The sequence below is a fragment of the Roseivirga sp. genome, assembly GCF_034669765.1.
Lineage (GTDB): Bacteria > Bacteroidota > Bacteroidia > Cytophagales > Cyclobacteriaceae > Roseivirga.
On record NZ_JAXMOQ010000001.1, the window covers coordinates 694,477 to 720,516 of the forward strand.

The window sequence follows — 26,040 nt, forward strand, 5'->3', positions numbered from 1 at the left end:
AGTTTTAACCACAAAGGACACGGAGAATTCACAAAGAGCACTAAGGGTGGATAAATCGGAGAATGAAATAGCAAATCGAATTATTGGATGTGCCATAGAAGTACACAAAGCTTTAGGCCCTGGTTTGCTGGAGAGTGCTTATAAAGAATGCTTGTTCTACAAACTTCAACAAGTGGGATTATTGGTTGAGAAGGAAAAACCTATGCCACTCGTGTTTGAAGAAGTCAAGTTAGAATGCGGGTATCGTATTGATTTACTGGTAGATAAAAAGGTAGTTATTGAGTTAAAAAGTGTGGAAAGTTTGACTGATGTTCATTTGGCGCAGACCTTGACCTATATGAAACTTGGTGATTATAAACTCGGCTTGCTTATCAATTTTAATGTGGCATTACTAAAACATGGAATTAGAAGAGTGATAAACGGAAGTTTGATAGCGCAAAAGCCTTAGTGAACTTTGTGAAAAAACTTGGTGCCCTTTGTGGTTATAAAAGATACAATCACTGACTTAGATTAGACTAAAACTTCATTTCACATACTTCTCCAAATACATCCAAACAGTTTCGGCTACAATTTTATGCCCAGCACGGTTGGGGTGAATCCCGTCAGATTGATTTAAATCTTCTTCCCCACCAACGTTTTCGAGCAGAAAGGGAATTAAATCTACTTTTTTGTCTTTCGCTACTTTGGCAAAAACCTTACGGAATGACTCGGTATATTCTTGCCCAAGATTGGGTGGAATTTGCATGCCCGCCAAAAGAATTTTAGTGCTCGGTTGGGCTTGACGCACTTTGTCAATCATGGCTTTTAGGTTGGCTTCAGTTTCTTGAATGCTCAAGCCGCGTAAACCATCGTTTCCACCCAGTTCCAAAATAAAAATATCGGGCTTCCCTTGAAGTATCCAGTCAATTCTATCTAAACCACCAGCTGAAGCTTCTCCACTTAAACCAGCATTGATTACCTCATAATTCAACCCCAAAGAATCTATTCTTTTCTGAATAAGATTGGGGAAGGCTTCCTCTAGGCTGATACCGTAACCAGCCGTAATACTGTCACCAAAAAAGATGATTTTTTTCTTCTCTTGATCGTTCGGGCTAAGCCAAAACGCAACAACAAAAGTTAAAATACTGAGGATAGGAAGTTTTGAAATCATATGTTTCTACACTTAATTGAAGGATCATTAAACATTCAGGCGATAATTTCGTCTTGTTTGTCTACATCTCTATTACTACATGGCAAGTATACTTAAGGTTCAAGACCTAACGAAAACTTACAAAAGCGGTTCCAAAAATTTAACCGTGCTCAAAAATGTAAATTTTGAAATTGAAAAAGGCACAAGTTTCTCCATAGTTGGTCCTTCGGGCAGTGGAAAAACCACTTTGCTTGGGCTTTGTGCAGGTCTCGATAGGGCCTCATCGGGTACTGTGGTGCTGAATGGTCATGCCTTGGAAACACTCAACGAAGACCAAAGAGCAGCAGTACGTAATCAATATGTGGGTTTTGTATTTCAAAATTTTCAATTGCTACCCACACTTACCGCCTTGGAGAATGTGATGGTGCCGATGGAATTGAGAAAAGAAAAAAATATAAGAGCGCGTTCTTTGGAACTGCTCGACCGTGTAGGTTTGGCCGACAGGCATGATCATTATCCAACACAACTTTCGGGTGGTGAGCAACAGCGAATTTCAATCGCTAGGGCTTTTTCAAACCAACCTGAAATTCTTTTTGCCGATGAGCCTACCGGTAATTTAGATGAAGAGACTTCTGAAAAAGTGGAGGAATTGCTTTTCAGTTTAAATAAGGAAGCGGGTACTACCTTAATTCTGGTGACACATGATTTGGAGCTGGCCAATAAAACCAATCGAATTATAAGAATTAAAGGCGGTCAGGTCATTTACGATTCGGAATTGGCCAATGCAGAAACCTCAATTTGATTGTTTTAGATGAGCATTGACCCAAATAATTTTCAGTCGAATTCTTCTGCCAAGTGGTTGTTTTTAATGGCTTGGCGCGATGCGCGAAAAAGTAAATCAAGGCTTTTTCTTTTCGTTTCGTCCATCATTTTAGGCATTGCTGCTTTAGTGGCGATTAACTCCTTCAGTGAAAATCTGAAAGACGATATTAATGGCCAAGCAAAGGAATTACTTGGAGCGGACCTAGAATTAAGCGCCAACAAAGATGATTTCAGTTATCCGTTTTTAGATACGCTGGATTATGAGCTGTCTTCCGAAAATAGCTTTGCTTCAATGGTTTACTTCCCAAAAAACCAGGGAAGTCGATTGGTAGATGTTCGGGCTTTAGAAGGAGCTTTTCCTTTTTACGGAGTTATCGAATCTAATCCTGCATCAGCAGCGCAATCCTTTAGAGATGGGCAAGCCAAAGCTTTGGTAGACCAAAGTGTTTTGGTTCAATATGATATTCAAGTTGGGGATTCTGTCCGAATTGGTAAGGTCACCTTTTTGATCGAAGGTGCTTTGATCAGCTCCCCATCACAGTCAATGGCCGCTACTTTGGTAGCCCCTGCAGTGTACATTCCTATGAAATATGTCGAGGCCACGGGTCTGATACAGAAGGGAAGCCGTGTTCAATACAGAAAGTTTTATAAGCTTAATGACCTCGATTCTGAGTTTGACTTGGACGCACAGCTAAGAGAGGATCGAGAATATTTGCGCACCGAAGGCATTCGTGGAGATACTGTGGAGGAAAGAAAGCGAGACACAGGTCGTACTTTCGAAGACTTGAGTAGCTTCTTAAACTTGGTGGCTTTTGTGGCTTTGCTTTTGGGTTGTGTGGGTGTAGCCAGCGCGGTACATATTTATATTAAAGAGAAAATTAGAACGGTGGCAATTCTGCGCTGTCTTGGGGCTAAAGGACGAGACACCTTTTTAATCTACCTTATTCAAATTGGAATTATTGGCTTGATTGGAGCTACCATAGGCGCTTTTTCAGGAACACTTTTACAAACCATTTTACCCAAAGTATTCGCTGATTTTCTTCCAGTAGAAGTCAATTTCAGTATTTCTTGGACTTCTATTTTAGGAGGAATTGCAACTGGGCTTGTGGTGTCCATCCTTTTTGCGCTTACACCGCTTTTAGCGATCAGAAAAGCCTCGCCACTACTTACTTTAAGGAATACATCTGACGGAGAAAACAGCGCTAGAGACCCGCTCAGGTGGTTGGTGTTTGCGGGCATCTTCATTTTCATTTTCGGATTTGCCTACCTTCAAATCAGAGACCTTTCGAACAGTTTTGTATTTACTTTTTCTGTATTAATGGCCTTTGGCCTTTTGGTGCTCATCGCCCGTTTGGCCATGTGGGCAGTGAAGAAATTCTTCCCAACGGGTTGGAGTTACCTTTGGCGCCAAAGCTTGGCCAATTTGTATAGACCAAATAATCAAACTACGATTCTGATTGCCTCCATTGGTTTAGGCACAGCCCTCATCACAACGCTCTACTTTATTCAGGGCTTATTGATCAGTCAGGTAGAAATTACTACTGATGCAGGTCGTCCGAACATGATGCTGTTCGATATTCAATCCTATCAGAAAGATGAAATTGCAGCATTTACCAAAGAGCAAGGTTTGCCAGTATTACAGCAAGTGCCTGTAGTTACCATGCGACTCTCCAAGATTAATGGCAACAGTTTGGCTGATGTGATGGCCGATTCTACGCTCAATTATAGGTCGGGCGCTTTCAATCGTGAATGGCGAATTACGTATCGAGATAGCCTCATTGAATCGGAAGTATTGGTAGAAGGTGAGTTCAGAATTAGGGAGGCAAATACCGACTCGGTTTTTGTAACCATAGAAAAGGGTTATGCACAAAGTAATAGAATCAAACTGGGGGATGAACTCATATGGAATGTGCAAGGTGTTCCGGTTACTAGCTATGTGGGTGGTTTTAGAGAAATTGATTGGGAAAGGGTACAAACGAATTTCTTGGTGCTTTTCCCAGAAGGCGTTTTAGAAAAGGCTCCTCAGTTTCATGTGTTGATCACAAGGGTCAAATCCACTGAAGAGGGAGCGCTCTATCAACGCGATATTGTCAAGAAATACCCGAACGTTTCGGTAATCGATATTGGTTTGATTCTCACTACGGTAGATGAAATCTTGGGTAAAATCTCATTTGTCATCCGATTTATGGCCTTGTTCAGTATTGTTACGGGTCTGCTGGTTTTAATTGGTTCAGTAATTCTGAGCAAGTTTCAACGTATCAGAGAGAGTATTTTGTTAAGAACCTTAGGCGGAAGTAAACGCCAAATCTTGACTATCAATAGTCTTGAATATTTTGTACTGGGTAGTTTGGCCTCACTTTCAGGGATTGCCCTAGCCCTTTTGGGTAGTTGGGCCTTGGCTTACTTTACTTTCGAAACTTCTTTCGTACCAAATGTGCTTCCAGTACTATTGGTGTATTTTTCCATTACTTCGTTGACAGTTTTGATTGGATTGCTGAACAGCCGAGGTATTTTGAGCAAATCTCCACTGGAAGTGCTTAGGAGTGAAATTCAATGATCGGTTTAATATTTCATTTAACCATTGTATATCCCTTTCGTGCTTTTTTCTGTTCTCAGAAGGAGTGTTTTCGTATACATTTGACGTAATCAAAAACTCAAATCATGAAATTTATAACCACAGTATTACTCGTACTCACTAGTCTCAGTTTTTCTCTTCAAGACAATTCCAAAGCGCTTGGTGATTGGAACGGGAAAATTGTAACCCCAAATGGCGACCTTGAAATTGTAATCCATCTTACTGAAAAGGAGAAGGCGCTCAAAGCCACCATGGACAGCCCAATGCAAAATGCTTATGGCTTAGCTTTCGATGAAGTCAGCTTTAAGGAAGGTGTCTTAAAATTGAAAATGGAAGCGATTGGTGGAACTTATGAAGGCACTCTAAAAGAGGGTAAGTTTGCAGGTAAATGGAAACAGTCTGGTCAGACTTTCGACATGAACCTTGAAAAGAAGGAAAAAAAATAGTTTTAGTAATCAGCTAATACGAAAGCCTCTCAGTTTTTACTGAGAGGCTTTCTGTTTTTATTAGTCTTTCATTTTGCCCCGTCAGAATAAGCCGCGTTGTGTACTGCTGAGGAAATAATTATCTTCTGCACTAATTCAACCTTAATCACTATGAAAAAACATTTCTTAAGGGCAATTGCGTCCCTTTTCTTATTCACCCTAGTCGTTCACCTACAGGCTCAAGTAGAAAAAGCACCCAACCGCAGCGAAGGAGAAGGGCCTTTCGAAAGGCTTATCATTAGAGGAGTTACATTGATCAATGGCAATGGAGCGCCACCCACAGGCCCTGTGGATATTGTAGTGGAAAAGAACATTATCAAAGGCATTTACAATGTAGGTTACCCAGGCTTAGAAATCCGTGAACAAGATCGTCCGAAAGTAGGGCCAAAAGATCAAGTAATGGATTTGGAGGGCATGTACCTAATGCCTGGCTTTGTGGATATGCACGGCCATATTGGAGGATCTGCACAAGGTACTCCAGCAGAATATGTGTTTAAATTATGGTTGGCGCATGGTATCACCACCATTCGTGATCCTTCTACAGGTAATGGCCTTCAATGGGTATTGGATCAAAAGGAAAAGAGTAATCAGAACACCATTACAGCACCTAGAATTTTGGCCTACACAGGTTTTGGCCAGGGGTCTAAGGAGCCCATTTCAACGCCAGAAATGGCTAGAGAATGGGTAAGACAAAACAAAGCCAAAGGAGCTGATGGGATCAAGTTTTTTGGAGCTGCCCCAGAAATTATGCAGGCTGCTTTGGAAGAAAACAAAAAATTGGGATTGAAATCGGCCATGCATCATGCGCAGATGGACGTAGTACGTTGGAATGTACTCAACTCTGCCCGAGCTGGATTGACTTCAATGGAGCACTGGTATGGATTGCCTGAAGCACTGTTCACAGACAGAAGGGTTCAGAACTATAGCTTAGACTATAATTACAGAAATGAGCAAGACCGTTTTGGTGAAGCAGGTAGGCTTTGGGCACAGGCGGCACCTCCTTTTTCAGACCACTGGAACAACGTGATGAATGAGTTGATAGATCTGGATTTCACTTTGGATCCAACATTCAACATTTATGAAGCCAGCCGCGATTTAATGCGTGCGTATTCTGCGGAATGGCACCAAGAGTATACTTTGCCTTCGCTTTGGGAATTCTATCGCCCAAGCAAAAGATCACATGGTTCTTATTGGTTCTATTGGGGAACTGAAGAAGAAGTGGCTTGGAAAGAAAACTATAATCTTTGGATGACCTTTGTAAACGAATATAAAAACCGTGGAGGGCGCGTTACTGCAGGTTCTGATTCTGGATTTATCTTCCAATTGTATGGTTTCGCTTATATCCGTGAGTTAGAATTGCTTCGCGAAGCAGGGTTTCATCCGCTTGAGGTCATTATGTCGGCTACATTGAATGGGGCAGAAGCCTTGGGTATGGCCGATAAAATTGGAACAGTTGAAGTAGGCAAGTTTGCAGATTTTGTAATTGTAGAAGAGAACCCATTACAGAATTTGAAAGTGCTTTACGGCACAGGTGCGCTGAAACTAAATGATGACAATGAACTTGTTCGTGTGGGAGGAGTTCGGTATACAGTGAAGGATGGAATAGTATATGACTCCAAAAAACTTCTAGAAGACGTGAAGAAAATGGTGGATGAAAAGAAAAATGGAATGACTTTCAAAATGACCGATAAATACTAAATATATGAAAGTCCGCTTGTTGATTTTGCTTTGTTGCTCTGCGATTGTCTTCGCTTGTTCTGCTGATAAAGCTGAAGAAAAGGAAGAAGCTCAAGCTTATGCTGTTGATGGCACTCCACTGTATATTCCTGATAGAAGTGAAGACGTCACTTCAGCTTTGACTTCTAATTTGGAAGAAGCCCAAAAGAGATTTGATGAGGACCCTAGCGAAATGAACACCATTTGGTTAGGAAGGCGTTGGGCTTATTTGGCCAACTACAATAAAGCCATAGAGGTATTTACTGAAGGCATCAATAAATTCCCTAATTCTTACAAGCTTTACAGACACAGAGGACATAGGTATATCAGTACCCGCCAGTTTTCAAAGGCAGAATCGGATTACAAAAAAGCTTTTGAAATGATGGATACGGGGAAGGCTGAAGTGGAACCTGATGGTGCCCCCAACAGCATGAACATTCCACTTTCCAATACTCAGTTTAATATTCTTTATCACTATGGGCTCGCGCTTTATCTGCAAGGCAAGTTTCAAGAAGCGACTGCTATATATAAGGAATGCCTAAAGTATAGTGTAAACGATGATTTACTAGTGGCCACTACAGATTGGCTTTACATGAGCCTTATGCGAGAAGGGAAAGCCGAAGAGGCCTTGAACGTTCTTGAGCCAATTCATTCAGAAATGACGATTATCGAAAACGATAGTTATTATAAACGAATTATGATGTACAAGGGTGAGCTGGCGAAAGAGGAGCTTTTAAGAACTGATCAAATGGATGTAGCGCTGAGTTTAGCTACTCAGGGTTACGGAATGGGCAATTGGTACTTATACAATGGAGATACTGCAAAAGCGAAGGAGATCTTCCAAAAGGTAATTGATACGGGTAATTGGTCAGCTTTTGGCTATGTAGCCACTGAGGTTGATCTGAATAAATTGAAGGATTAATTCTAAAACTCAGAAAACTAAAAAGGCCATCCCAATTCAATTGTGATGGCCTTTCTTTTATGAATATTCTATTCTTAGTTACCTCCTTTTGCTGCTGCACCTTCTTCTGGAGCAGCTGGCATTGGAACACCTAGTTTTTCGAATACGGCTTTAGTAATGTTGTCTTCTTCTCTAGCTGCCAATACTATTCCACCTGTTTCGGTACCTGCATTGATAATCATGCCGTAGCCTTTTTCTTTTCTTACTTCCTCTATAGCGTTTTGAACCTTTGCATAAATTGGGTTGAACGAGTTGTTCGATTTAGTGCTTAGTGATTCATCTGCTTTTTGAGAAAAATTCTGAAAATCGGCTTGTAGCTTTCTGATTTCAGTTTCTTTTTCTTGCATCACTGTTGGTGATACCGTTGGCTGCTGTGCCAATTGCTGATATTCTGCAATTTTAGCATCGATTGTTTTTTGTTTGCTTTCTACCTGACTAGCTAATTGTTTCTGATAGACTTGTAGGTCGGCATTGATTTGAGGAATTTCAGGCATACTAAATACAATAGCATCTATGCTTGTATAACCAACTTTAAATTCCTGGCTCCAGGCTGTCATTGCCATTAAAAACAATGATGTAGCGAGTAATAGTTTACGATTCATGACTTTAAGATTCAAATTAATGTTTTAGTTCTTCTTTTTTAGTAACTCTAATTCTTCTAGCACAAACTCTGTGTAATCGTGCTCAGGGTTAGAGTAAATAATGCTAACATCGGCAGCTTTATCAAGCATATAATCTAGGTTATGCTTTCTAGAAACTATCTCTGTAGCCTCAGACATTTTTTGCAAAAGAGGTCTTAATAATTCGTTTTGCTTTTTATAGATGAGTCCATCATAACCAAAAAGCTCTGTCGATTTCTCAAGAGCTTCTTGCTCTTTCAGGTCAATTTCTTTTTGCTTTTCCTTTATCATTTCAGGAGTGAACAAAATTTCTTTGGCCCTAAGCTCTGCCCTCATCTTCTCTGCTTCGTTTTGCAAACTCCGTACCACTTTATCATACTCCTTGTGAAGATCTTCTATCTCCTTCTTTTTCTCATCGTATTCAGGCATTTTGGATAAAATATAACCTGAATCTATGTGGCCAAACTTTTGGGCATAAGCCTCGTTTTGAGCCAGCGCAAAGTTAGAAATTACAAAGAATAATACTATGGGGGGCGAAAATTTGTGCATGTTATCTTATTTGTTGACCAATAGTGAAGTGAATCTGAGAACCTCCATCAATTCCCAATTCTCTATCAGAATCAAAACCATATGCCCAGTCTAGACCTAGCAAACCAAATGCAGGAAGAAATACCCTTGCACCTACTCCCGCAGACCTAAATAAATTCCTTGGAGAATACTCCGAGTAATTGTTCCACGCATTACCTGCTTCGCCAAAGGCCAAAACGTAAATGGTTGATGTAGGGGCTAATGATACTGCATACCTCAATTCAGCAACAAACTTGTTAAAGATAAGCCCTCCTCTAAAGCCAGTTTCGGGGTCTACAGGGACAATACTGTTATCCTCATAACCTCTTAACGCAATAATGTCTTGTCCAATTATAAAGTTGTTCGCACCATTTAAGCCGTTACCTCCTAAGAAGAACCTTTCGAATGGCCCTGTATCTGTCTTGTTTCCATAAGAACCAATGAACCCAAGGTGTGCTCTGGCATTCAACACAAACTTTTTAGTAAATGGAATAAAGTACGATGCATCCATTAATGTTTTGTTGTATTCAATGAACTGATAGCGCTCTCTGGTTGTAAGGTCTGAGCTTCCACCATCATTGAATCTATCCATGAATAATGAATATGGAGGCGTTAAGTTTATATTTAAGTTGAACTGAGACCCATGTGTAGGGAACTGAGGGCTATCAATATTGCTTCGAGAAATAGCAGTGTTGAAGGTAATGCTGTTTGCTTGACCAGTAGAGAAGCCAAGTGTATTTCCAAAGTTAAATACATCATAAAATTGATATGATATGCTGTTTGATATACCAAAGTAATCATCTGGCCAACGCAATTTTCTACCTAGCCCAATCGTAAAACCAGAGGCTTTCAAGAAACCATTTACGTCAGAAGGATTATAGAAATCTGTAAAAGTTCTGTTCACAGTTCTGTTAAAGCTTACGCTAAAGCTGTTTGGTTTTTTACCTCCAAGCCATGGCTCGGAAAAAGTCATATTGTAGTTTTGGAAACGTCTACCATTTGATTGGATCTGTATAGATAGCCTTTGTCCATCACCAGATGGGTAAGGTCTCCATTTACTCCAATCTCTAATATTTTTGATTGAGAAGTTGTTCAGTTGAAGCCCAACTGTACCCACAAAACCGAATGGCCCACCGAAGCCTCCAGAAAGCTGGATCTGATCGGATGATTTTTCAACAAGGCTAAACTCAATGTCTACCGTGCCGTCTCCATTGTTTGGAATAGGCTTTGGATTGATTTGCTCTGGGTCAAAATAGCCAAGCTGAGCCAACTCCCTTGTCGTTCTAATTAAGTCTCTTCTACTGAATTTTTGTCCAGGTAGTGTTCTGATTTCTCTTAGAACCACATGATCACTAGTCCTGTCATTTCCCTTAAGAATAATTCTTTTTATAGTAGCCTGCTCTCCTTCATACATTCGCATTTCAAGATCTATTGAGTCGTTATCTGCCCTTACTTCAACTACTTCTAGCCTGAAGAATAGGTAACCATCATCCATGTAGAGTGAGTTGATATCATCTCCACTTTGTCCATCAAATGAGGTTCTTGATTCTATTCGTTCTCTGTTGTAAACATCACCTTTTTTAATTCCTAAGAGACCTGAAAGCTGTGAAGAAGTGTATTTGTAATTCCCTGTCCAGTCAATATCTCTGATATAGTATTTACTTCCTTCGTCTACTTTAATATTAAGGTTGATATAATCTTCATCTAGTTTTGTTACGGAACTACTCACAATGGCAGCATCTCTGTAACCTTTTGTGTTGTAGAAAGCAATTAATCCATCTTTATCAGCATCAAACTCAGCTTCAATAAATTTTGAACTTTGAAGAAAGTTGAGTTTGACGTTATCATTAATAAATGTCTTGAACCTGGATTCACTCACTGTATAGCTTGAGTCTACATAATTTGAAACTGACTTTGGAGTAGTCTTAAAAACTTGGTCGAAAAGTCTTGCTACAAGCCAGAAACGCGGCTTTTCATTGGTTTTCTTTAAGGGTTTCTTTAGTCGTTGATCTGAAAAAGAATCGTTGCCTTCGAACTCAATTTTATTGATTCTTACCTTCGCCATTTTGTCCACAACAAAGGTCAACTGAGCTCCCTTATTACCTACAGAGTCTGTTTCTTGAAGTGTTTTTACGTTTGCATTTAAGTAGCCCTTAGCCACATAATACTTCTTAATCAGGGTTTCACTATTCTTGATAAGAGGAGCGCTTGCTACTTTACCAATTACACCAATCTGCTCTTTTAAGTCTGATTTTTGCGAACTGTTAACACCCTCAATTTCAAATTTCGTAATTCTTGGTCGCTCAGTAATTTTAATTTCTAAAAAGGCCCTATCACCCTCAATTTTTGTAAGCAATATTTGAACATCAGCAATAATGCCTTGCTTCCATAGTTTTTTAATGGCATCAGAAATTTCGTTTCCTGGAATACTGATTTTATCACCGACCTTAATGCCTACTAAACCGGTTAGCGCCCGTTCTTCTATGGAGCTTAGGCCAGTATATAGCACTTCTGCAATTTCAAAAACCCTTGGGTTTGTATAGTCAATTTGAACACCTTCTGCCGTATTCACACCATATCTCACCTGCCCTTTAACTTGCGTTAAACCACATATGCTAATGACCAGAAGTAAAAATATTTTCTTCATTCCCAAGGTTAATTCTATATCTGTTCGCTCGTTTTACCGAACCTTCTTTCTCTTGTTTGGTACGAGACAATTGCCTCGTATAAATGCTCTCTTCTAAAGTCTGGCCAAAGGGTGTCCGTGATAAAAAACTCGGTATATGCCATTTGCCACAATAGAAAATTACTTATTCTTTGCTCACCACTTGTTCTTATCAACAACTCTGGATCAGGAATCCCCGATGTAGACAAATGGTTTTCAATAATTTCACTTGTAATGTTTTCAGCTTTTAACGCTCCACTCTCGCACTTTAGGCCTATTTGTTTCATGGCATTGGTAATGTCCCACTTACCACTATAACTCAAAGCTAAAACCAGAGTCATTCTTTTGTTTTTCGAGGTTGTTTCCATTGCCTGAGCCAATTCACGTTGACATGACTTTGGTAAACTTTCGATATCACCAATGGCAGTCAACTTGATGTCATTGTCCATTAAGGTTTTTATTTCCTTATTGATGGTGGCTACCAATAACTGCATCAGAGCATTAACCTCTAACTTTGGCCTCTTCCAATTTTCTGTTGAGAATGCGTAAAGGGTAAGGTACTCAACGCCCAACTCTGCACACCCTTCGGTAGTGTCTCTTACCGCCTTAATAGCGTTTTTATGGCCAAAAACACGGGCTGCACCTTGGCTTTTTGCCCAACGGCCATTACCATCCATGATTACGGCAATGTGTTTCGGAAGTGAGTCGAGCTTAATTTTGTTCTTCATTGTATCTGCTCCGCGAAAAAGCGATTGCGAAGGTACGAAAATGGTTATTGTTTTTAAACCCTAATTGATTCTTTATCAGTGCTATCTAAATTTGTCTTGAGGACAGACGATTTTATAGAGTGTGTAGCTAATGGATATTGACGTGAAGAACATCCAATCGTCATCATTAGGATTGCCCCCTCTATAATCTTTTATAGAAGGAGTATTGATAGAGACATTGTCCAAATCGTCTGAATTAGACTTTATTGCACTGGTTGACGCTGCCAATGTCCACCTTCTATCAATTCTATACTTGAGGCCTATTCCTATTGGTAACCTTAAACTTATTCCAGAATTATATGATGAGCCAAAGCCATCTTCCCCGGTATATTTGTAAGCGCCCACCCCAAATAAAATATAAGGAGTCCAAAATTGCCGTAATTTTTCGTCTCGAAAATCGAGGAAGTTATATTCCCATAGAAAATCAACATTGAAAAAACGGCCTTTGAAAGAAGCATTTCTATTTGCTGAAAACACGTCAAATGCTTCGTTATCCACACCTTTTAGTTTACCATACCCCGCTGAAATCCGGGTATTGAAACCGTTATTAAGGTGTTTTCTAACAAAGAACTGCGCTCCTAAAGTTGAATTTCCAAAATCATAGGCTCGGGCTACATCGCCAAGGTAGTTATAAGTGCCTAGCTCAAAACCAACCTCAGAGTCTTGTGCTCTTAGACTGAAAATTGACAGTAGAAATACCACCATCAAAGATGATTTTTTCAAAAACTTAGGTAATACAGTTTTATCCGTATGATATGCTCGCAAGCTAGATAACATTGTGATTTCGTTTCAAAAATGGCCAGTTAAATATTGTTAATTCAATTTCTGGCATCAACCCCCCAATTCAACTTATGTCGTAAGGTATCAAAATAGCTGTTATGGGCGAACCTTACCAGCTTTGCCTCAAACGACTCTCTCTTAACGGATATTTTTACTTTATCGTCTACACTGCATGACCTTGAGTCTAAAGACACCATAAAACGGTTAGTTCTACCTTCAATTTCGAAAGTAATTTCGCTTTGGTCTGAAACAATAATTGGCCGAACGTTAAGGTTATGCGGAGAAACAGGGGTTAGAATAAAATTCTTTAACCTTGGGTGAACCAATGGCCCTCCACAACTTAAGGAGTATCCTGTTGATCCCGTTGGGGTTGAAACAATCAAACCATCGGCCCAGTATGCATTTAAATATTCACCGTCTACATAGGTATGCACAACAATCATCGATGAAGTTTCTTTTTTGACAATAGTGAATTCGTTCAGCCCAAAATTGAAAGGAGCAAAAAGGTCTTCATTTGAATCAACATGAATCAATGATCTACTTTCTATATTATAGTCTGATGAAATTAGTGATTCAACAGCATTGTTGATTTCACCTCGAGGGGTAGTGGCTAAAAAGCCAAGCCTTCCAAGATTTATGCCTACAATGGGGGTTTCGTGTTGTGCGGTATAGGCAATGGTGTCTAGCATGGTGCCATCACCTCCTAGGCTTAAAACAAAGTCCATGTCTGACAGGTCATCACCTGGTAAAATAATTCTTTCTGGATTGGCGCTTAGCTTTACTTTTTTCAACTGCTTCTCAAAATCTTTTGACATCGAAATATCAATAGACTTCTCGTCTAAAACCTGAAGCAAGTCTTTAACACAATCAATGGCTTCAGGGGTGATGCTTTTTCCGTGGAGGGCTACTTTCATAGGCGATTAAATGTTGAGGTATTTCATCAACATATCATAACGGTCTTGATCATTCGATTTGATTTCAATTTCTTGAAATTTTCCAATCACTTTATAACCAAAACGTTCGATGGAAGCACTAATATGAGAAATATCGGGCTGATTAACCTTTAGGGTTAATTTAATCCGTGAAGCATCCATGTAATCGTTAGTGACACAACTGCTTAAAATTTTAGCGTTTTCGCCTTCAACAATTCTACTGATTTCGGCCAAAGAATAATCTCTATAGTTCATGGAGACAATTAGAATTGCTCCAGGTTCTTGAACGGCCATTGATTGAGCAAAACTGCTAATGGTGTCTTCAATGGTTACCACGCCCAAGAAATTTCCATTTCTACCTAAAACAGAAACCAATTGAACCTCGTGTTCATGGGCCATTTTAATGACATCGTAAAAATGCTGATCTTCAAAAATAAAGCAATCTTCGGCAAATAGGTCATATTCCCGAATGGGCCTGGTAGCATCATTATTTTCAAGGATTACCTCTTCCGAAATAAAGCCCAAAAACTTCCCCTTTTCTACCACAGGTAACTGATTGGTCCGCAATTCTTCCATCCAAATAATGGCTTTGTTGCCATCATCGGTCAATTTTAAAGGAGGAATTAAATAATTAATCAGTTCTGCTGCGGTCATGCTGCTTTTTGCTCGTCTAAAAACTCTTGAAGTAATTGATTGAATCTTTCAGGGTGTTCCATCATTGGTGCATGACAACACTTATCTATGAACCTTAGTTTCGTATTAGGTATAAGCCTGTTGAACTCATGGGCCACAATTGGAGGTGTAATGGTATCATTAAGGCCCCAAATTAGTAGCGTTGGTATTTTAATGTTCGGGATTTCCTTTGCCATATTGTGCCTTTGCGCAGACTTTGCGATGGCCACAATTCGCATACATTTTGGAATGCTCTTGGTGGTTTCAAATACCTCGTTTACATACTCCTCGGTAACGGTTTTAGGGTCATAAAAAGTGTATTCTACTCTTTCTCTAATGTATTCGTAACTCCCTCTTTTTGGGAAACTTCCGCCCATTGAATTTTCGAAGAGTCCAGAACTACCTGTTAGGATTAGTCCGTTGACTTTCTCTGGGTTGGCCAGTGTATAAATCAAACCTATATGGCCGCCAAGTGAGTTGCCCATGAGTTTCATGCTCGTCAAACCTTTTAAGGCTACAAAGCCCTCAAGGTGTTTCACCAAACCTTCAAGCCCAGCTTGTTTGATTGGCATTTCATAAATAGGCAGCATCGGAATCATAACCCTGTATTCTTTAGAGAATTGACTTACTACGCTTTCCCAATTACTTAAAGCTCCAAAAAGTCCATGAAGGAGTACAATTACTTCGCCTTGCCCCTCATCTATATACTCGTATCCTTTTTCTTCTTTAATTTCTAATGCCATGTGGTCAGTTTTAGCTAACGATTTAAACAATATTATAAAAACTCACCCAATTATTTAGCATTTCTAATCCGTATTGGGTCAAAATAGCTTCTGGGTGGAACTGAATTCCCGTTACTTTTAATGTAACATTTTCAAATGCCATTAGTTCTCCATTTTCCGTTTGTGCTATAGGAGAAAGGTCATTTGGTAAATTTTGAAGTACCAACGAATGATAACGAACCACGTCAAATTCATTGGGCAAACTATTAAATATAACGGCTTCTTTGGTTTTAATCCTGGAAATTTTGCCGTGCATTGGGTAACTGGCTTTTACCAAAGTAGCCCCTAAGTGCTGACCAATGGCTTGATGGCCTAAACAAATGCCGAGTATTGGTATTTGCCCAATTTTGGTTTGCACAACTTCTGATAAGATACCAGCTTTTTCTGGCTTCTCTGGCCCAGGCGATAAAACAATACCAGAATACTTGCTGAAGTTGATATTATGTATGGCAACATTGTTTCTAATGACTTCGGTTTTCACATTGAGTTGCCCAAAGTAATCCACCAAGTTATAAGTGAACGAATCGAAGTTATCTAAAATGAGTATCAAGTGATTTGTGGAGAAACCATTTCTTTAATAGAGTCCAGCATTTCTTCGGCAAAAGGCAATACTACATTGAGGGTTTCAATTAGGTTAGGCCCCAGTTTTACCAAATAGGGATAAAGCACCAAATCTTCATCTTGCCCAGGCAGTTCAATGCCAAAGTTATTAGTAAGCCAAAGGAGAATGCTTAAGCCAATGGCCCATTTTGCAATGCCAACAATGGCACCAGCAAATTTATCCACTCCCCCAAGCAACGTCATATCCACCACTTTCTTCATTAATTTTCCTATCATATTTACCAGCAGAATGATGGCCAGAAAAATAAGAAGAAAGGAAATGAATGGAAGGAGGTGATCCATGCCCTCAATGTGCTCTTGAAGATATGAAATACCGATTTCCATAAGTTTAAAACCGCCAATAATGGCCAAGACAAAGGCCAATATCCCGATTATTTCTAAGAGTAACCCTTTTCTAAAACCCATTACCGCTCCAAAAATGAGCGGTATTAATAGTATGATATCAAGGGTTTTCAATGAATTAGGCTGTCAGTAATTGTTTCACTAAAGTTGAAATGGTTTTGCCATCTGCTTTACCAGCAAGGGCTTTAGAAGCGGCACCCATCATTTTACCCATGTCCTGAGGGCCAGTGGCACCTACTTGAGTCATGATTTTTTGTAGCTCGGCTTTTACTTCTTCTTCAGAAAGCTGCTTGGGCAAATATTTTTCGATGACCTCAACTTCTGCCATTTCAACGGCATATAGGTCTTCTCTATTCTGCTCTTTATAAATCTGAGCAGAATCTCTTCTTTGCTTCACGGCTTTTACCAAAAGTTTCATTTCGGCATCTTCCGAAATTCCCTCTGTATTTCCCTTTTCAGTTTCGGCTAAAAGAATCATTGATTTGACGGCCCTCAAGGCTTTCAAGTCATCTTTACGCTTTTCAAGCATTGCACTTTTAATATCTGCGTCAATCTGTTGTTTTAGGCTCATCTCAAAATTTTTACGATCAATGAAATCATTAACTTGCGGGCAAAGTTATGCAAATAAAAATATTCCATGACTAAGCTTAGTGTCAACATCAACAAGATAGCCACAATCCGGAATGCCCGTGGCGGAAACAACCCCAATGTAGCGCAGGTAGCAAAGGACTGCGAACGATTTGGTGCTCAAGGAATTACCGTACATCCGCGGCCGGATGAACGCCACATTACCAGACAGGATGTATACGATTTGAAGAAAGTAGTAACTACTGAATTCAATATTGAGGGTTATCCTGACCAACGCTTTATGGCCATGGTGAAAGAAGTGAAGCCAGAACAGGCCACGCTAGTACCCGATCCTCCTGGAGTACTTACTTCAAATGCAGGTTGGGATACCGTTGCCCACGAGAAATTTTTAAAAGGGGTGATTTCGGAACTAAAAGCGGCTGGGATACGTGTTTCAATTTTTGTAGCACCAGATATTGATATGATTGAAGGGGCCGCAAAAGTAGGCACGGATCGTGTTGAACTTTACACCGAAATGTATGCTTCGGCTTATGAGGAAGATAAGGTAAGAGCGATTGCTGATTATAAGTTGGCGGCAGCAAGAGCAAAGGAATTGGGGCTCGGGATTAACGCTGGTCACGATTTAGATTTAAAGAATTTAGCCTACTTGAAACAAGAAATTCCTTTTATGGATGAAGTGTCTATTGGACATGCCTTGATTTGTGATGCCCTATATTTGGGGATAGAAAATACTATTCAACTTTATTTAAGAGAATTAAGATAATGCAAGAACTCTATTTCAGAGAATTGGGTGAGGGGAAACCACTCATTATACTTCACGGCCTGTTGGGAACATCAGACAATTGGTTTACCCTGGGTAAAAAGTATGCTGAACATTTTAAGGTATATATTCTTGACCAACGTAATCATGGTCAGTCTTTCCATGACGATGAGTTTTCTTATCCAGCCATGGCAGAGGATTTACTCAACTTTATGGACAATCATAACATTGAAAAGGCCCATATTCTTGGACATTCAATGGGGGGTAAGGTGGCCATGACTTTCGCAACAGAACATTCAAATCGAGTGGATAAGTTGATTGTGGCCGATATTGGTCCACAGTCTTACCCGCCTCATCACGCACTTATTTTCAAAGGTTTATATTCATTAGATCTTCCCAAATTGAGTTCTAGAAAAGAAGCGGATGAAAAGTTAGCCGAATACACTCCAGAGTTTGGAATTCGTCAGTTCCTGCTTAAAAACCTAACAAGGAGCAACGATGCCTTCGAGTGGAAAATGAACTTAGATGTAATTGCTAAAGAAATTGATAAAGTGGGCATGGGTTTAAACCACAATTCGGTTTATGAAAGGAGCACACTTTTTATAAGAGGAGGGAAATCGGATTATATTAAGGATAGCGACTTCAACTTAATTCATTCCATTTTTAAGAAAAGTAAAATCGAAACCATAGAAGGCGTGGGCCATTGGCTTCATGCCGAAAAGCCAGAAGAATTTTTAAATATCACTTTAGATTATTTACAAAATGGGTAGTGGACAAGTTTTTATGATTCCGAATGTGATTTCTGCCGATACTCAACAAGCAGTTATTCCCGAGCAAGTGCGAGAAGCGATTCTTAAATGTGATCTGTTTTATGTTGAGGATTTGCGAACTGCTAGAAGATACCTTAGTTCTTTGAGGCTTGGTTTGGTGATTGAAGAACTTGAGTTTGAGATTCTCAATAAGAAAACCTCTTTCGAAGACTGTTTCGAATTGATACAACCCGCCATATCAGGAAAGAACATTGGTATCATATCAGAGTCTGGCTGCCCAGGAGTAGCCGATCCTGGAGCTCGTTTAGTACACATGGCACATCAGTTTGGGGTGAAAGTGAATCCATTGGTTGGACCTTCTTCAATACTTCTGGCCTTAATGGCGAGCGGTTTCAATGGTCAGTCTTTTACCTTCCATGGCTATTTGCCAATCGACAGAAAGGAGCGGCAGCAAGCGATTAGAGATTTGGAAAAGGAGTCGAACCTGAAGAACGTTACCCAAATTTTTATGGATACGCCTTACCGAAATGAAGCCTTACTGACAGACATCCTAAAAGTGGCTAGAAAAGAAACTTTCTTATGCGTAGCCAAAGATATTTCTGGTGCAACGGAGCATATTGTATCAAAGTCAGTGGGCAAATGGAAGGCTTCGGACATTGACATGAAAAAGACGCCTGCTATCTTTCTGCTTTACAGCAGTTAGTATTACTAAACATTTGTTTTCATAATAAAATCAAAAGCCTATTTTTGCGCTCCAATATTTGAATAAACTAACATTATAATATGTCATACTTATTTACCTCTGAGTCTGTATCTGAAGGACATCCTGATAAAGTCTCTGATCAAATTTCTGATGCACTTATCGATAACTTCTTGGCTTTCGATCCTGATTCAAAAGTAGCTTGTGAAACTTTAGTGACTACTGGCCAAGTGATTTTGGCAGGAGAGGTAAAGTCTAACACCTATCTTGATGTTCAGAGAATTGCAAGAAGTGTAATCGAGAAAATTGGTTATACAAAAGCCGAATATCAGTTCGATAGTAAGTCTTGCGGTGTGCTTTCAGCCATTCACGAGCAGTCTCAAGATATTAACCAAGGTGTTGATAGAGCAAGCAAAGAAGAGCAAGGTGCTGGTGACCAAGGTATGATGTTCGGTTACGCTACTAAAGAGACTGAGAACTACATGCCTTTAGCATTAGACCTTTCTCATAAAATTCTTCAGGAATTAGCAGACCTCAGAAGAGAGTGTAAAGAAATACCTTACCTAAGACCAGATGCAAAATCTCAGGTAACTATTGAATATTCTGATGATAACGTGCCGTTGAGAATTGACAGTATTGTAGTTTCTACACAGCATGATGATTTTGCTGCTGACGAAGAAATGTTAGCAACTATCCGTAAGGACATCATCAATATCTTGATCCCAAGAGTAATGGCGAAATTACCAGCGAGCCTTCAAGCATTGTTCAATGGTCAGATTAAGTATCATATCAATCCAACAGGGAAGTTTGTAATTGGCGGGCCGCATGGTGATACTGGTTTAACAGGAAGAAAAATTATTGTAGATACTTACGGTGGAAAAGGTGCTCACGGTGGAGGTGCTTTCTCTGGAAAAGATCCTTCAAAAGTAGACCGTTCTGCAGCTTATGCTACAAGACATATCGCTAAAAACTTGGTGGCTGCTGGTGTAGCTGACGAAGTTTTGGTACAAGTTTCTTACGCCATTGGAGTGGTTGAACCAATGGGTATTTTCGTTTCAACATACGGAACGGCTCATGTAGATATGACCGATGGTGAGATCGCTAAAATCGTGACTAAGGTATTTGATATGCGTCCTTATGCTATCGAAACAAGATTGAAATTGAGAAACCCAATGTATCTTGAAACTGCTGCTTATGGCCACATGGGTAGAAAGAACGAAATAGTAAAGAAAAGCTTTATCGGTGCTGACGGAATGTCGCACGAAAGAGAAGTGGAATTATTTACTTGGGAAAAATTAGATTATCAAGATCAAGTAAAAGCGGCTTTCGGGCTTTAAGCGTTACTTCATAAATAATTATTTGAGCCCGATTCACCGAATCGGGCTTTTTATTTAACTAGCAGCTATGGAACATAATTTAAGAGAAACGATTCTTTCCGCCTTTGAGCGCTTTATGATGATGCCCGAAAACGAAGCCAATCTAAGGCTCGATGCTGGCAAGTGGTCGATTCAAGAAATTATGGGGCATATGATCGATTCGGCTGCAAATAACCATGCGCGTTTTGTGAAAGCACAATCTACGGATGATTTGATTTTTGAAGGCTACGATCAAGTAGCTTGGGTAGAAAACCAAAATTATGCTGGCGCGAAATGGCATGATTTGATTATTCTATGGAGACAATACAACCTCCATATCGATTACATCGTCAGTCAAATTCCAGACAAGGTGTTGACCAAGGAAAGAGTAAATCATAACCTTGATATAATTGCTTGGAAACCTGTACCCGCAGATCAACCTACAACGCTTGAATATTTCATCAACGATTATATCAAGCACTTAAAGCATCATCTGGGTCAGATTGAGGAGATTATCTCTAACACCTGAGATAACAAAAAAGGAATTGTCAAATGTGTGACAATTCCTTTTTTGTTAAGTGATGATCCTATTCAGCTAATCTGAAATTTTCACACTCTCATTACCAATAATAATTGGAGGTAAATCGTAACGTTTTTCTTCCGGGCCATTTTCTAATTTTAGTACTCCTCTTGGGCAAACCGCAGAACAAACTCCGCAACCTACACAACTCGCACGAACAATATTTTGCCCTTTTTGGGCATATGCCCTTACGTCAATTCCTTGTTCACAATAGGTAGAGCAGTTTCCGCACGAAATACATTGGCCACCATTCGTGGTAATTCTAAACCTTGATTTGAAACGTTGGATAATGCCCATATAGCCTGCCATTGGGCAGCCAAAGCGGCACCAAACACGGTTGCCTAGCATGGGGTAAAAGCCAACTCCGATGATTCCTGAGAAAATGGCTCCAATAAAGAAACCATAAGGTTTTTGGAATTTAGAATAGATATCGAGCCCAAAAACGGAACTGCTACCCGTAAAATATCCATAGAGCGTAACGGCTGTCATTACAAATACGAAGATCATAACACTGTGAATGAGCCAACGCTCAAGTTTCCAAGCGCCTAGTTTTTTTGAAGAAAGGTGACGGAATGGATCTCCTGCAGTTTCTGCCAAACCACCGCAACCACATACCCAAGAGCAATACCATCGCTTACCGATCAAGTAGGTTAAAACAGGGGTTCCGATTAAGAATAAGCCAATCCCAACCACTAAATAAATCATTCCGAAAGGCTGATAAGCCTTCTCCTTCATCGCATCTAAGTGATAGCTATAAAAGAAGTCGTAATCGAGTGGCCAAACGTTTTTAATGTCAGCACCATAATAGCCGGCATATTCGCCAGCCGTGGTGGTGACATCGTTGTAATTAAGCGCGGCTAATATTTCAGGGATTGTATAGGCAAAAACCAATTGAGCAATCATCACCGAAATGGTTCTTATAAGTTGATAACGGTTGTGTCTGTATTTGAAAATGAACTTCATGCCTAAAGCCAAAATGGCGATGGTATAAAGTGTTCCATACATAAACCATTGGCTGGCAGGGCGGCCTTTTATGGCCATGCTTAAGGGATCGAACAGCGCGACCAAACCTTGGTTTTCACCACTCTGAACAAAACCCACATAACCAGGAAACCAATACAATAGGATATAAAAGCCTGTAAGCAAAATGCCAACTGCCCAAGCAAATGCGCCTCGGCTGGTCAATGAAAAGTGCCAAACACCATTGTTCTTAATTCCTTCAGGTTGCTTTAAATAGCTTCTCGCACCATAAACTGTGGTTCCGCCTATCATCGAAATAATGGCGATGGGCATAAATACTGCAGCATCTAAGGCCACATTGGCCCAAGCCGCCAAGAGTATCAGCACTCCAAAGCAGGCCACCACCAAGGCGATTTTTTGGATTACATCTGTATCTTCTGGATGTGGGTTCGAAATGGATAAATTCGGTTCTGTAGTCGACATTATTGCCTATTTGAATTATGATACAAAGTCTAAAATACGTTTCCAGCTTTTCTTTTTAAGCTGAATGTTTTTGCCGTTTTCGCGATTGAATTGCGCAATGATTTCAGCCTCATAGGTTTTATAAAGCTCAGGGTCAAAGTTGGCGTCCTTTAAGTGTTCAAGCGCATAATCCACTGTTCTTCCCTCCTTGAACCATTTATCGAAAGCATGATGTCGAAGCCTAAAACCGAAATTGTTTACGCCTAACAGTTTACCTGTAGATTTCTCCCAGCGCAGTCGAAGGCAAATTTTCCCATTCTTGTGCTCCCAATAAAAGTCGCCTTCATTTTCTTTGGCTTTCGCCCAAACCCAACCGTAGGTTTGGTATTCTATGTCTAAGAATTTAGCAGAATTGAACCAATGCCCAGGTTCATATTTGGTCGGTTTATCGCATAGTGTTCTGGCGAGTGCTTCGCCCATCATTCGGCCCGTATACCAAACTTGCTCTATGTTTTTTCGTTCTCCATTCGGCTCTAAAAATTCAGCACAATCGCCAAGTGCGTATACATCTTCAATATTGGTTTTGAGGAATGGGTCAACCAAGACGCCTCTTTTTGTTTCAATTCCTGAACCCTTTAAAAGCCCAATGTTTGGGGAAACACCTGCGGTGAGCCCAACAAATTCACATTGTATAGTTTCACCTGTTCCAGTAATTACAGCTTTCACTCGGCCATTTCCGTCTGAAATAATTTCTTTTAATTCGGTTGCCAGTCGTAGATCAATATGATGTTCTTTGATGTGACGGTTGATCATTTGAGACTCGCCATTGGGTAAAACATTGTCCCAAAAGCTTTCTTCCCTCACCAAAAATGTAACAGGGATATTTCTGGAGCGAAGCATTTCGGCCATTTCAATTCCAATTAAGCCTCCTCCGACAATGACAGCTCTGGAAATGTTCTTGGTATTGGCTTCCATGGTTTCCAAATCCTGATAACTGTACAGGCCTTGTACACCTTCTAAATCTTGACCTGGCCAACCAAATTTATTGGGTTTAGAGCCGGTTGCGATTACCAACTTATCATAAGCCATCGTTTCTCCACCGGAAAAATGGAGGGTTTTACCTTCTGTGTCTACCTTTTCGACAAAGGCACGTTTTAGGTCGATTCTGTTTTTCTTCCAAAACCAATCCTCATAAGGTTTGATGTTTTCGTATTTCATATGACCCATATAAACATACATGAGCGCAGTTCTGGAGAAGAAATGATCGGTTTCATCAGAAATCACAGTGATTTTATGATCACTTAGTTTGCGTACATGGCGGGCTGTGGTAATACCCGAAATGCCGTTTCCTATAATTACAATGTTATACATAGATGGATGATAATACCCAAGTTGAGGTTTTTAGTTGCTTGAACATGTCGTTTTTATGACGATAATACAAACTCTTATCAAGTCGGGGTTTAGCTTTTGTTGAATTTAAGGAATTAATGCCGCATGTCTAACCTCGCCCTTGCTAAATGAGTGAACATATTTATCTTGAACCAGTATTAATGATAGGCCATGCAACCTTTTACATTGATGGCCATCTTTAGGCCAGATTTAAGTTTTAAGAAAATGAAAACATTATTAAGAATTTCGAGACCAATTTTACTTGCCGCTGTTATGGTAATGTTTGCCATGACCGCTTTTGGGCAAGCCAAGCAGAAAAGAGAAATATCTGGCGTTAGAGAGTTGAGCGTAAGCAATGCTTTTGCAGTTGAAATCCGAATCGGGAATCAAGAGTCTTTAGAAATAGAGATTGATGAGGACTACATGGATGATGTAATCACAGAAGTAAGAGGAGGCCGATTGACCATCAAAATGAGAGATCAATCGGGGCGAAGAGGCTACAGAATGAGAGAAACCCCAAGGGCCTATCTTACAGTAAAGTCACTCGAATCCATTTCTGCTAGTGGTGCGGTTTCCATCAAAACCATGCAAACTTTAGAAAGCAGTAAAATGAGCATTGATCTTTCAGGAGCTTCGTCTCTAAACTTAGATTTAGACGTGAATGATTTAAACCTTGAAGTTTCTGGTTCATGCGTAATCAATTTGAAAGGTAGGGCCGATAAACAAACAGTACGTATTACAGGCGCCTCTACTTACAGTGCTTACGATCTTCAGAATAAAATTGCAGACTTGCGTATTTCTGGAGCGAGCAATGCAAGAGTTAATGTTTCTGAAAGATTAGAAGCCAATGTTTCTGGCGCCTCTAGCGTTCGTTACCGTGGAAATGCTTCGGTAGACTCAGATACTTCGGGTGCTTCAAGCGTAAGAAAAGGAGAGTAAGATTTTTGGACCTTGCTCCATGAAAATTATACAGATTCCGAAAATTCGGAACAGAATGACAGAGAGTCCTCTCTCGAAATTTTGAAGGGGACTTTTTATTTACCTTTAAATTTTTGGATTAGCTGTCTGGCCGCATTGAGGGCAGGTAAAGAACCAGCTTTGACGGCTTTGGTAATTTCAGGAAGGCTGTTTTTCACAGCATCGTTGGCATAGAATTCTTGTTCTAATAATGCACCGATGTTTTCCTTCATCCAATTCAAATTCTGAGCCTTTCGATTCACCTCAAAATAACCGTTGGTTTGGGTGTGATGAACGTATTTTTCCATCATTTGCCATATTTCAGACAAGCCAGTGTTTTGTAAGGCAGAACATGTTTTTACTTCTGGAATCCAACCTGATTCTGAAGCAGGGAATAGGTGAAGTGCATTTTGGTATTCAACTTTAGCCCGTTTTGCGGCTTTAATATTGTCGCCATCTGCTTTATTGATGACTACCGCATCGGCCATTTCCATGATGCCTTTTTTTATCCCTTGCAGCTCATCACCTGCTCCAGCGAGCATGAGTAATAGGAAGAAATCCACCATTCCATGCACCAAAGTTTCCGACTGACCAACGCCTACGGTTTCAATAAAAATAACATCGAACCCAGCGGCTTCGCAAAGCAACATGGCCTCTCTGGTTTTTCCACTTACACCACCAAGCGCAGTGCCCGATGCCGATGGGCGGATAAAGGCTTTAGGGTTTCTGGCCAGAGTTTCCATTCTGGTCTTATCTCCCAAAATACTGCCTTTGCTTAACTGACTGCTTGGGTCAATGGTAAGTACCGCTAAGTTTTTGTCCTGCTGCGTTAGAAACTCACCAAAGGATTCGATGAAAGTGCTTTTTCCAACACCGGGAACTCCCGTAATGCCAATACGAATGGCCTTGCCCGCATGTGGAATAATGTTCTCCAATAATGCTTGTGCCAGCTCAATATCCGATGGCAAATTACTTTCCACCAAAGTAATGGCACGGCTCAAGATCAGGCGATCTGAATTTAGGATTCCTTCGGTATAGGCTTTTACACTAAGTCTTTTTGATTTCAACATCTTCAGTACCGAA

Annotated in this window: 27 protein-coding genes; 12 read left to right on the forward strand and 15 right to left on the reverse strand. The window is 40.1% G+C overall.

Going from position 1 to position 26,040, the window contains the following annotated elements:
• Nucleotides 1–46: 46 nt before the first annotated feature.
• A complete protein-coding gene (locus VOI17_RS02935; RefSeq protein ID WP_323755735.1) occupies nt 47–448 on the forward strand; it encodes a GxxExxY protein in 402 nt (133 codons plus the stop codon).
• A gap of 75 nt (nt 449–523) precedes the next feature.
• On the opposite strand, the gene VOI17_RS02940 is transcribed toward VOI17_RS02935, so the two are convergent.
• Nucleotides 524–1,150 (reverse strand): arylesterase, encoded by a 627-nt coding sequence (locus tag VOI17_RS02940; protein ID WP_323755736.1) that lies wholly within the window; start codon nt 1,148–1,150, stop codon nt 524–526.
• Between the two features lie 79 nt (nt 1,151–1,229).
• Between VOI17_RS02940 and VOI17_RS02945 the strand changes: the two genes are divergently transcribed.
• The 5 genes from VOI17_RS02945 (at nt 1,230) to VOI17_RS02965 (ending at nt 7,649) form a co-directional block, all read left to right on the forward strand.
• The gene (locus tag VOI17_RS02945) at nt 1,230–1,931 is read left to right on the forward strand and encodes an ABC transporter ATP-binding protein (protein WP_323755737.1); all 702 of its coding nucleotides are present in this window, start codon (nt 1,230–1,232) and stop codon (nt 1,929–1,931) included.
• Between the two features lie 9 nt (nt 1,932–1,940).
• Nucleotides 1,941–4,508 (forward strand): ABC transporter permease, encoded by a 2,568-nt coding sequence (locus VOI17_RS02950; RefSeq protein WP_323755738.1) that lies wholly within the window; start codon nt 1,941–1,943, stop codon nt 4,506–4,508.
• A gap of 104 nt (nt 4,509–4,612) precedes the next feature.
• Nucleotides 4,613–4,972 carry a hypothetical protein gene (locus VOI17_RS02955; RefSeq protein WP_323755739.1) on the forward strand — a complete coding sequence of 120 codons (360 nt, stop codon included), beginning with the start codon at nt 4,613–4,615 and terminating at the stop codon, nt 4,970–4,972.
• A 150-nt stretch (nt 4,973–5,122) separates the two neighbouring features.
• Nucleotides 5,123–6,709, forward strand: coding sequence for an amidohydrolase family protein (locus tag VOI17_RS02960; protein WP_323755740.1), 1,587 nt, complete (start codon nt 5,123–5,125; stop codon nt 6,707–6,709).
• A 4-nt stretch (nt 6,710–6,713) separates the two neighbouring features.
• Entirely contained in the window at nt 6,714–7,649 is a 936-nt protein-coding gene (locus VOI17_RS02965) for a tetratricopeptide repeat protein (protein WP_323755741.1), read from the forward strand.
• 74 nt (nt 7,650–7,723) lie between these two features.
• Here VOI17_RS02965 and VOI17_RS02970 read toward each other — a convergent pair whose 3' ends face one another.
• From VOI17_RS02970 to VOI17_RS03020, 11 genes are all read right to left on the reverse strand, one after another.
• The gene (locus VOI17_RS02970) at nt 7,724–8,290 is read right to left on the reverse strand and encodes an OmpH family outer membrane protein (protein ID WP_323755742.1); all 567 of its coding nucleotides are present in this window, start codon (nt 8,288–8,290) and stop codon (nt 7,724–7,726) included.
• A 24-nt stretch (nt 8,291–8,314) separates the two neighbouring features.
• A complete protein-coding gene (locus VOI17_RS02975; protein WP_323755743.1) occupies nt 8,315–8,857 on the reverse strand; it encodes an OmpH family outer membrane protein in 543 nt (180 codons plus the stop codon).
• Nucleotide 8,858: 1 nt separating this feature from the next.
• Nucleotides 8,859–11,522 carry a BamA/OMP85 family outer membrane protein gene (locus VOI17_RS02980; protein WP_323755744.1) on the reverse strand — a complete coding sequence of 888 codons (2,664 nt, stop codon included), beginning with the start codon at nt 11,520–11,522 and terminating at the stop codon, nt 8,859–8,861.
• A 14-nt stretch (nt 11,523–11,536) separates the two neighbouring features.
• A complete protein-coding gene (locus VOI17_RS02985) occupies nt 11,537–12,268 on the reverse strand; it encodes an isoprenyl transferase (RefSeq protein ID WP_068411314.1) in 732 nt (243 codons plus the stop codon).
• Nucleotides 12,269–12,349: 81 nt separating this feature from the next.
• Nucleotides 12,350–13,030, reverse strand: coding sequence for a DUF6089 family protein (locus tag VOI17_RS02990; RefSeq protein ID WP_323755745.1), 681 nt, complete (start codon nt 13,028–13,030; stop codon nt 12,350–12,352).
• A 95-nt stretch (nt 13,031–13,125) separates the two neighbouring features.
• Entirely contained in the window at nt 13,126–14,001 is an 876-nt protein-coding gene (locus VOI17_RS02995) for an NAD kinase (RefSeq protein ID WP_323755746.1), read from the reverse strand.
• Between the two features lie 6 nt (nt 14,002–14,007).
• The gene (locus tag VOI17_RS03000) at nt 14,008–14,673 is read right to left on the reverse strand and encodes a CBS domain-containing protein (RefSeq protein ID WP_323755747.1); all 666 of its coding nucleotides are present in this window, start codon (nt 14,671–14,673) and stop codon (nt 14,008–14,010) included.
• Nucleotides 14,670–15,434, reverse strand: coding sequence for an alpha/beta hydrolase (locus VOI17_RS03005; protein ID WP_323755748.1), 765 nt, complete (start codon nt 15,432–15,434; stop codon nt 14,670–14,672). The genes VOI17_RS03000 and VOI17_RS03005 overlap by 4 nt, the downstream gene beginning before the upstream one ends.
• 22 nt (nt 15,435–15,456) lie before the next feature.
• Complete coding sequence (locus VOI17_RS03010; RefSeq protein ID WP_323755749.1) at nt 15,457–16,023, reverse strand: aminodeoxychorismate/anthranilate synthase component II; 567 nt, start codon at nt 16,021–16,023, stop codon at nt 15,457–15,459.
• Nucleotides 16,020–16,550 carry a CvpA family protein gene (locus tag VOI17_RS03015; RefSeq protein ID WP_323755750.1) on the reverse strand — a complete coding sequence of 177 codons (531 nt, stop codon included), beginning with the start codon at nt 16,548–16,550 and terminating at the stop codon, nt 16,020–16,022. Before VOI17_RS03015 ends, VOI17_RS03010 begins: the two co-directional genes overlap by 4 nt.
• Before the next feature lie 4 nt (nt 16,551–16,554).
• Complete coding sequence (locus tag VOI17_RS03020; protein WP_323755751.1) at nt 16,555–17,007, reverse strand: GatB/YqeY domain-containing protein; 453 nt, start codon at nt 17,005–17,007, stop codon at nt 16,555–16,557.
• A gap of 66 nt (nt 17,008–17,073) precedes the next feature.
• Between VOI17_RS03020 and VOI17_RS03025 the strand changes: the two genes are divergently transcribed.
• The 5 genes from VOI17_RS03025 to VOI17_RS03045 all read left to right on the forward strand — a co-directional run bounded on the left by VOI17_RS03025 (nt 17,074) and on the right by VOI17_RS03045 (nt 21,138).
• Nucleotides 17,074–17,787, forward strand: coding sequence for a pyridoxine 5'-phosphate synthase (locus VOI17_RS03025; protein ID WP_323755752.1), 714 nt, complete (start codon nt 17,074–17,076; stop codon nt 17,785–17,787).
• Nucleotides 17,787–18,554 (forward strand): alpha/beta fold hydrolase, encoded by a 768-nt coding sequence (locus VOI17_RS03030; RefSeq protein WP_323755753.1) that lies wholly within the window; start codon nt 17,787–17,789, stop codon nt 18,552–18,554. Before VOI17_RS03025 ends, VOI17_RS03030 begins: the two co-directional genes overlap by 1 nt.
• On the forward strand, nt 18,547–19,257 hold the full coding sequence (locus tag VOI17_RS03035; RefSeq protein WP_323755754.1) for an SAM-dependent methyltransferase: 711 nt from the start codon (nt 18,547–18,549) through the stop codon (nt 19,255–19,257). The genes VOI17_RS03030 and VOI17_RS03035 overlap by 8 nt, the downstream gene beginning before the upstream one ends.
• Before the next feature lie 80 nt (nt 19,258–19,337).
• Complete coding sequence (metK, locus tag VOI17_RS03040; protein WP_323755755.1) at nt 19,338–20,591, forward strand: methionine adenosyltransferase; 1,254 nt, start codon at nt 19,338–19,340, stop codon at nt 20,589–20,591.
• A gap of 67 nt (nt 20,592–20,658) precedes the next feature.
• The gene (locus VOI17_RS03045; protein WP_323755756.1) at nt 20,659–21,138 is read left to right on the forward strand and encodes a DinB family protein; all 480 of its coding nucleotides are present in this window, start codon (nt 20,659–20,661) and stop codon (nt 21,136–21,138) included.
• Between the two features lie 66 nt (nt 21,139–21,204).
• Here VOI17_RS03045 and VOI17_RS03050 read toward each other — a convergent pair whose 3' ends face one another.
• Both VOI17_RS03050 and VOI17_RS03055 read right to left on the reverse strand, forming a co-directional pair.
• Nucleotides 21,205–22,632, reverse strand: coding sequence for a 4Fe-4S binding protein (locus tag VOI17_RS03050; RefSeq protein ID WP_323755757.1), 1,428 nt, complete (start codon nt 22,630–22,632; stop codon nt 21,205–21,207).
• A 15-nt stretch (nt 22,633–22,647) separates the two neighbouring features.
• Nucleotides 22,648–23,982 carry an NAD(P)/FAD-dependent oxidoreductase gene (locus VOI17_RS03055; protein WP_323755758.1) on the reverse strand — a complete coding sequence of 445 codons (1,335 nt, stop codon included), beginning with the start codon at nt 23,980–23,982 and terminating at the stop codon, nt 22,648–22,650.
• Nucleotides 23,983–24,225: 243 nt separating this feature from the next.
• On the opposite strand from VOI17_RS03055, the gene VOI17_RS03060 reads away from it, so the two are divergent.
• A complete protein-coding gene (locus VOI17_RS03060) occupies nt 24,226–24,939 on the forward strand; it encodes a head GIN domain-containing protein (protein ID WP_323755759.1) in 714 nt (237 codons plus the stop codon).
• Between the two features lie 95 nt (nt 24,940–25,034).
• On the opposite strand, the gene meaB is transcribed toward VOI17_RS03060, so the two are convergent.
• On the reverse strand, nt 25,035–26,027 hold the full coding sequence (gene meaB, locus VOI17_RS03065; RefSeq protein WP_323755760.1) for a methylmalonyl Co-A mutase-associated GTPase MeaB: 993 nt from the start codon (nt 26,025–26,027) through the stop codon (nt 25,035–25,037).
• Nucleotides 26,028–26,040 lie beyond the last annotated feature (13 nt).

What these genes read in the sequence shown, in the direction of transcription:
- VOI17_RS02940 (WP_323755736.1), bottom strand. Translation starts at nt 1,150, where the DNA reads ATGATTTCAAAACTTCCTATCCTCAGTATTTTAACTTTTGTTGTTGCG.
- VOI17_RS02945 (WP_323755737.1), top strand. Translation starts at nt 1,230, where the DNA reads ATGGCAAGTATACTTAAGGTTCAAGACCTAACGAAAACTTACAAAAGC.
- VOI17_RS02950 (WP_323755738.1), top strand. Translation starts at nt 1,941, where the DNA reads ATGAGCATTGACCCAAATAATTTTCAGTCGAATTCTTCTGCCAAGTGG.
- VOI17_RS02955 (WP_323755739.1), top strand. Translation starts at nt 4,613, where the DNA reads ATGAAATTTATAACCACAGTATTACTCGTACTCACTAGTCTCAGTTTT.
- VOI17_RS02960 (WP_323755740.1), top strand. Translation starts at nt 5,123, where the DNA reads ATGAAAAAACATTTCTTAAGGGCAATTGCGTCCCTTTTCTTATTCACC.
- VOI17_RS02965 (WP_323755741.1), top strand. Translation starts at nt 6,714, where the DNA reads ATGAAAGTCCGCTTGTTGATTTTGCTTTGTTGCTCTGCGATTGTCTTC.
- VOI17_RS02970 (WP_323755742.1), bottom strand. Translation starts at nt 8,290, where the DNA reads ATGAATCGTAAACTATTACTCGCTACATCATTGTTTTTAATGGCAATG.
- VOI17_RS02975 (WP_323755743.1), bottom strand. Translation starts at nt 8,857, where the DNA reads ATGCACAAATTTTCGCCCCCCATAGTATTATTCTTTGTAATTTCTAAC.
- VOI17_RS02980 (WP_323755744.1), bottom strand. Translation starts at nt 11,522, where the DNA reads ATGAAGAAAATATTTTTACTTCTGGTCATTAGCATATGTGGTTTAACG.
- VOI17_RS02985 (WP_068411314.1), bottom strand. Translation starts at nt 12,268, where the DNA reads ATGAAGAACAAAATTAAGCTCGACTCACTTCCGAAACACATTGCCGTA.
- VOI17_RS02995 (WP_323755746.1), bottom strand. Translation starts at nt 14,001, where the DNA reads ATGAAAGTAGCCCTCCACGGAAAAAGCATCACCCCTGAAGCCATTGAT.
- VOI17_RS03000 (WP_323755747.1), bottom strand. Translation starts at nt 14,673, where the DNA reads ATGACCGCAGCAGAACTGATTAATTATTTAATTCCTCCTTTAAAATTG.
- VOI17_RS03005 (WP_323755748.1), bottom strand. Translation starts at nt 15,434, where the DNA reads ATGGCATTAGAAATTAAAGAAGAAAAAGGATACGAGTATATAGATGAG.
- VOI17_RS03020 (WP_323755751.1), bottom strand. Translation starts at nt 17,007, where the DNA reads ATGAGCCTAAAACAACAGATTGACGCAGATATTAAAAGTGCAATGCTT.
- VOI17_RS03025 (WP_323755752.1), top strand. Translation starts at nt 17,074, where the DNA reads ATGACTAAGCTTAGTGTCAACATCAACAAGATAGCCACAATCCGGAAT.
- VOI17_RS03030 (WP_323755753.1), top strand. Translation starts at nt 17,787, where the DNA reads ATGCAAGAACTCTATTTCAGAGAATTGGGTGAGGGGAAACCACTCATT.
- VOI17_RS03035 (WP_323755754.1), top strand. Translation starts at nt 18,547, where the DNA reads ATGGGTAGTGGACAAGTTTTTATGATTCCGAATGTGATTTCTGCCGAT.
- metK (WP_323755755.1), top strand. Translation starts at nt 19,338, where the DNA reads ATGTCATACTTATTTACCTCTGAGTCTGTATCTGAAGGACATCCTGAT.
- VOI17_RS03045 (WP_323755756.1), top strand. Translation starts at nt 20,659, where the DNA reads ATGGAACATAATTTAAGAGAAACGATTCTTTCCGCCTTTGAGCGCTTT.
- VOI17_RS03050 (WP_323755757.1), bottom strand. Translation starts at nt 22,632, where the DNA reads ATGTCGACTACAGAACCGAATTTATCCATTTCGAACCCACATCCAGAA.
- VOI17_RS03055 (WP_323755758.1), bottom strand. Translation starts at nt 23,982, where the DNA reads ATGTATAACATTGTAATTATAGGAAACGGCATTTCGGGTATTACCACA.
- VOI17_RS03060 (WP_323755759.1), top strand. Translation starts at nt 24,226, where the DNA reads ATGAAAACATTATTAAGAATTTCGAGACCAATTTTACTTGCCGCTGTT.
- meaB (WP_323755760.1), bottom strand. Translation starts at nt 26,027, where the DNA reads ATGTTGAAATCAAAAAGACTTAGTGTAAAAGCCTATACCGAAGGAATC.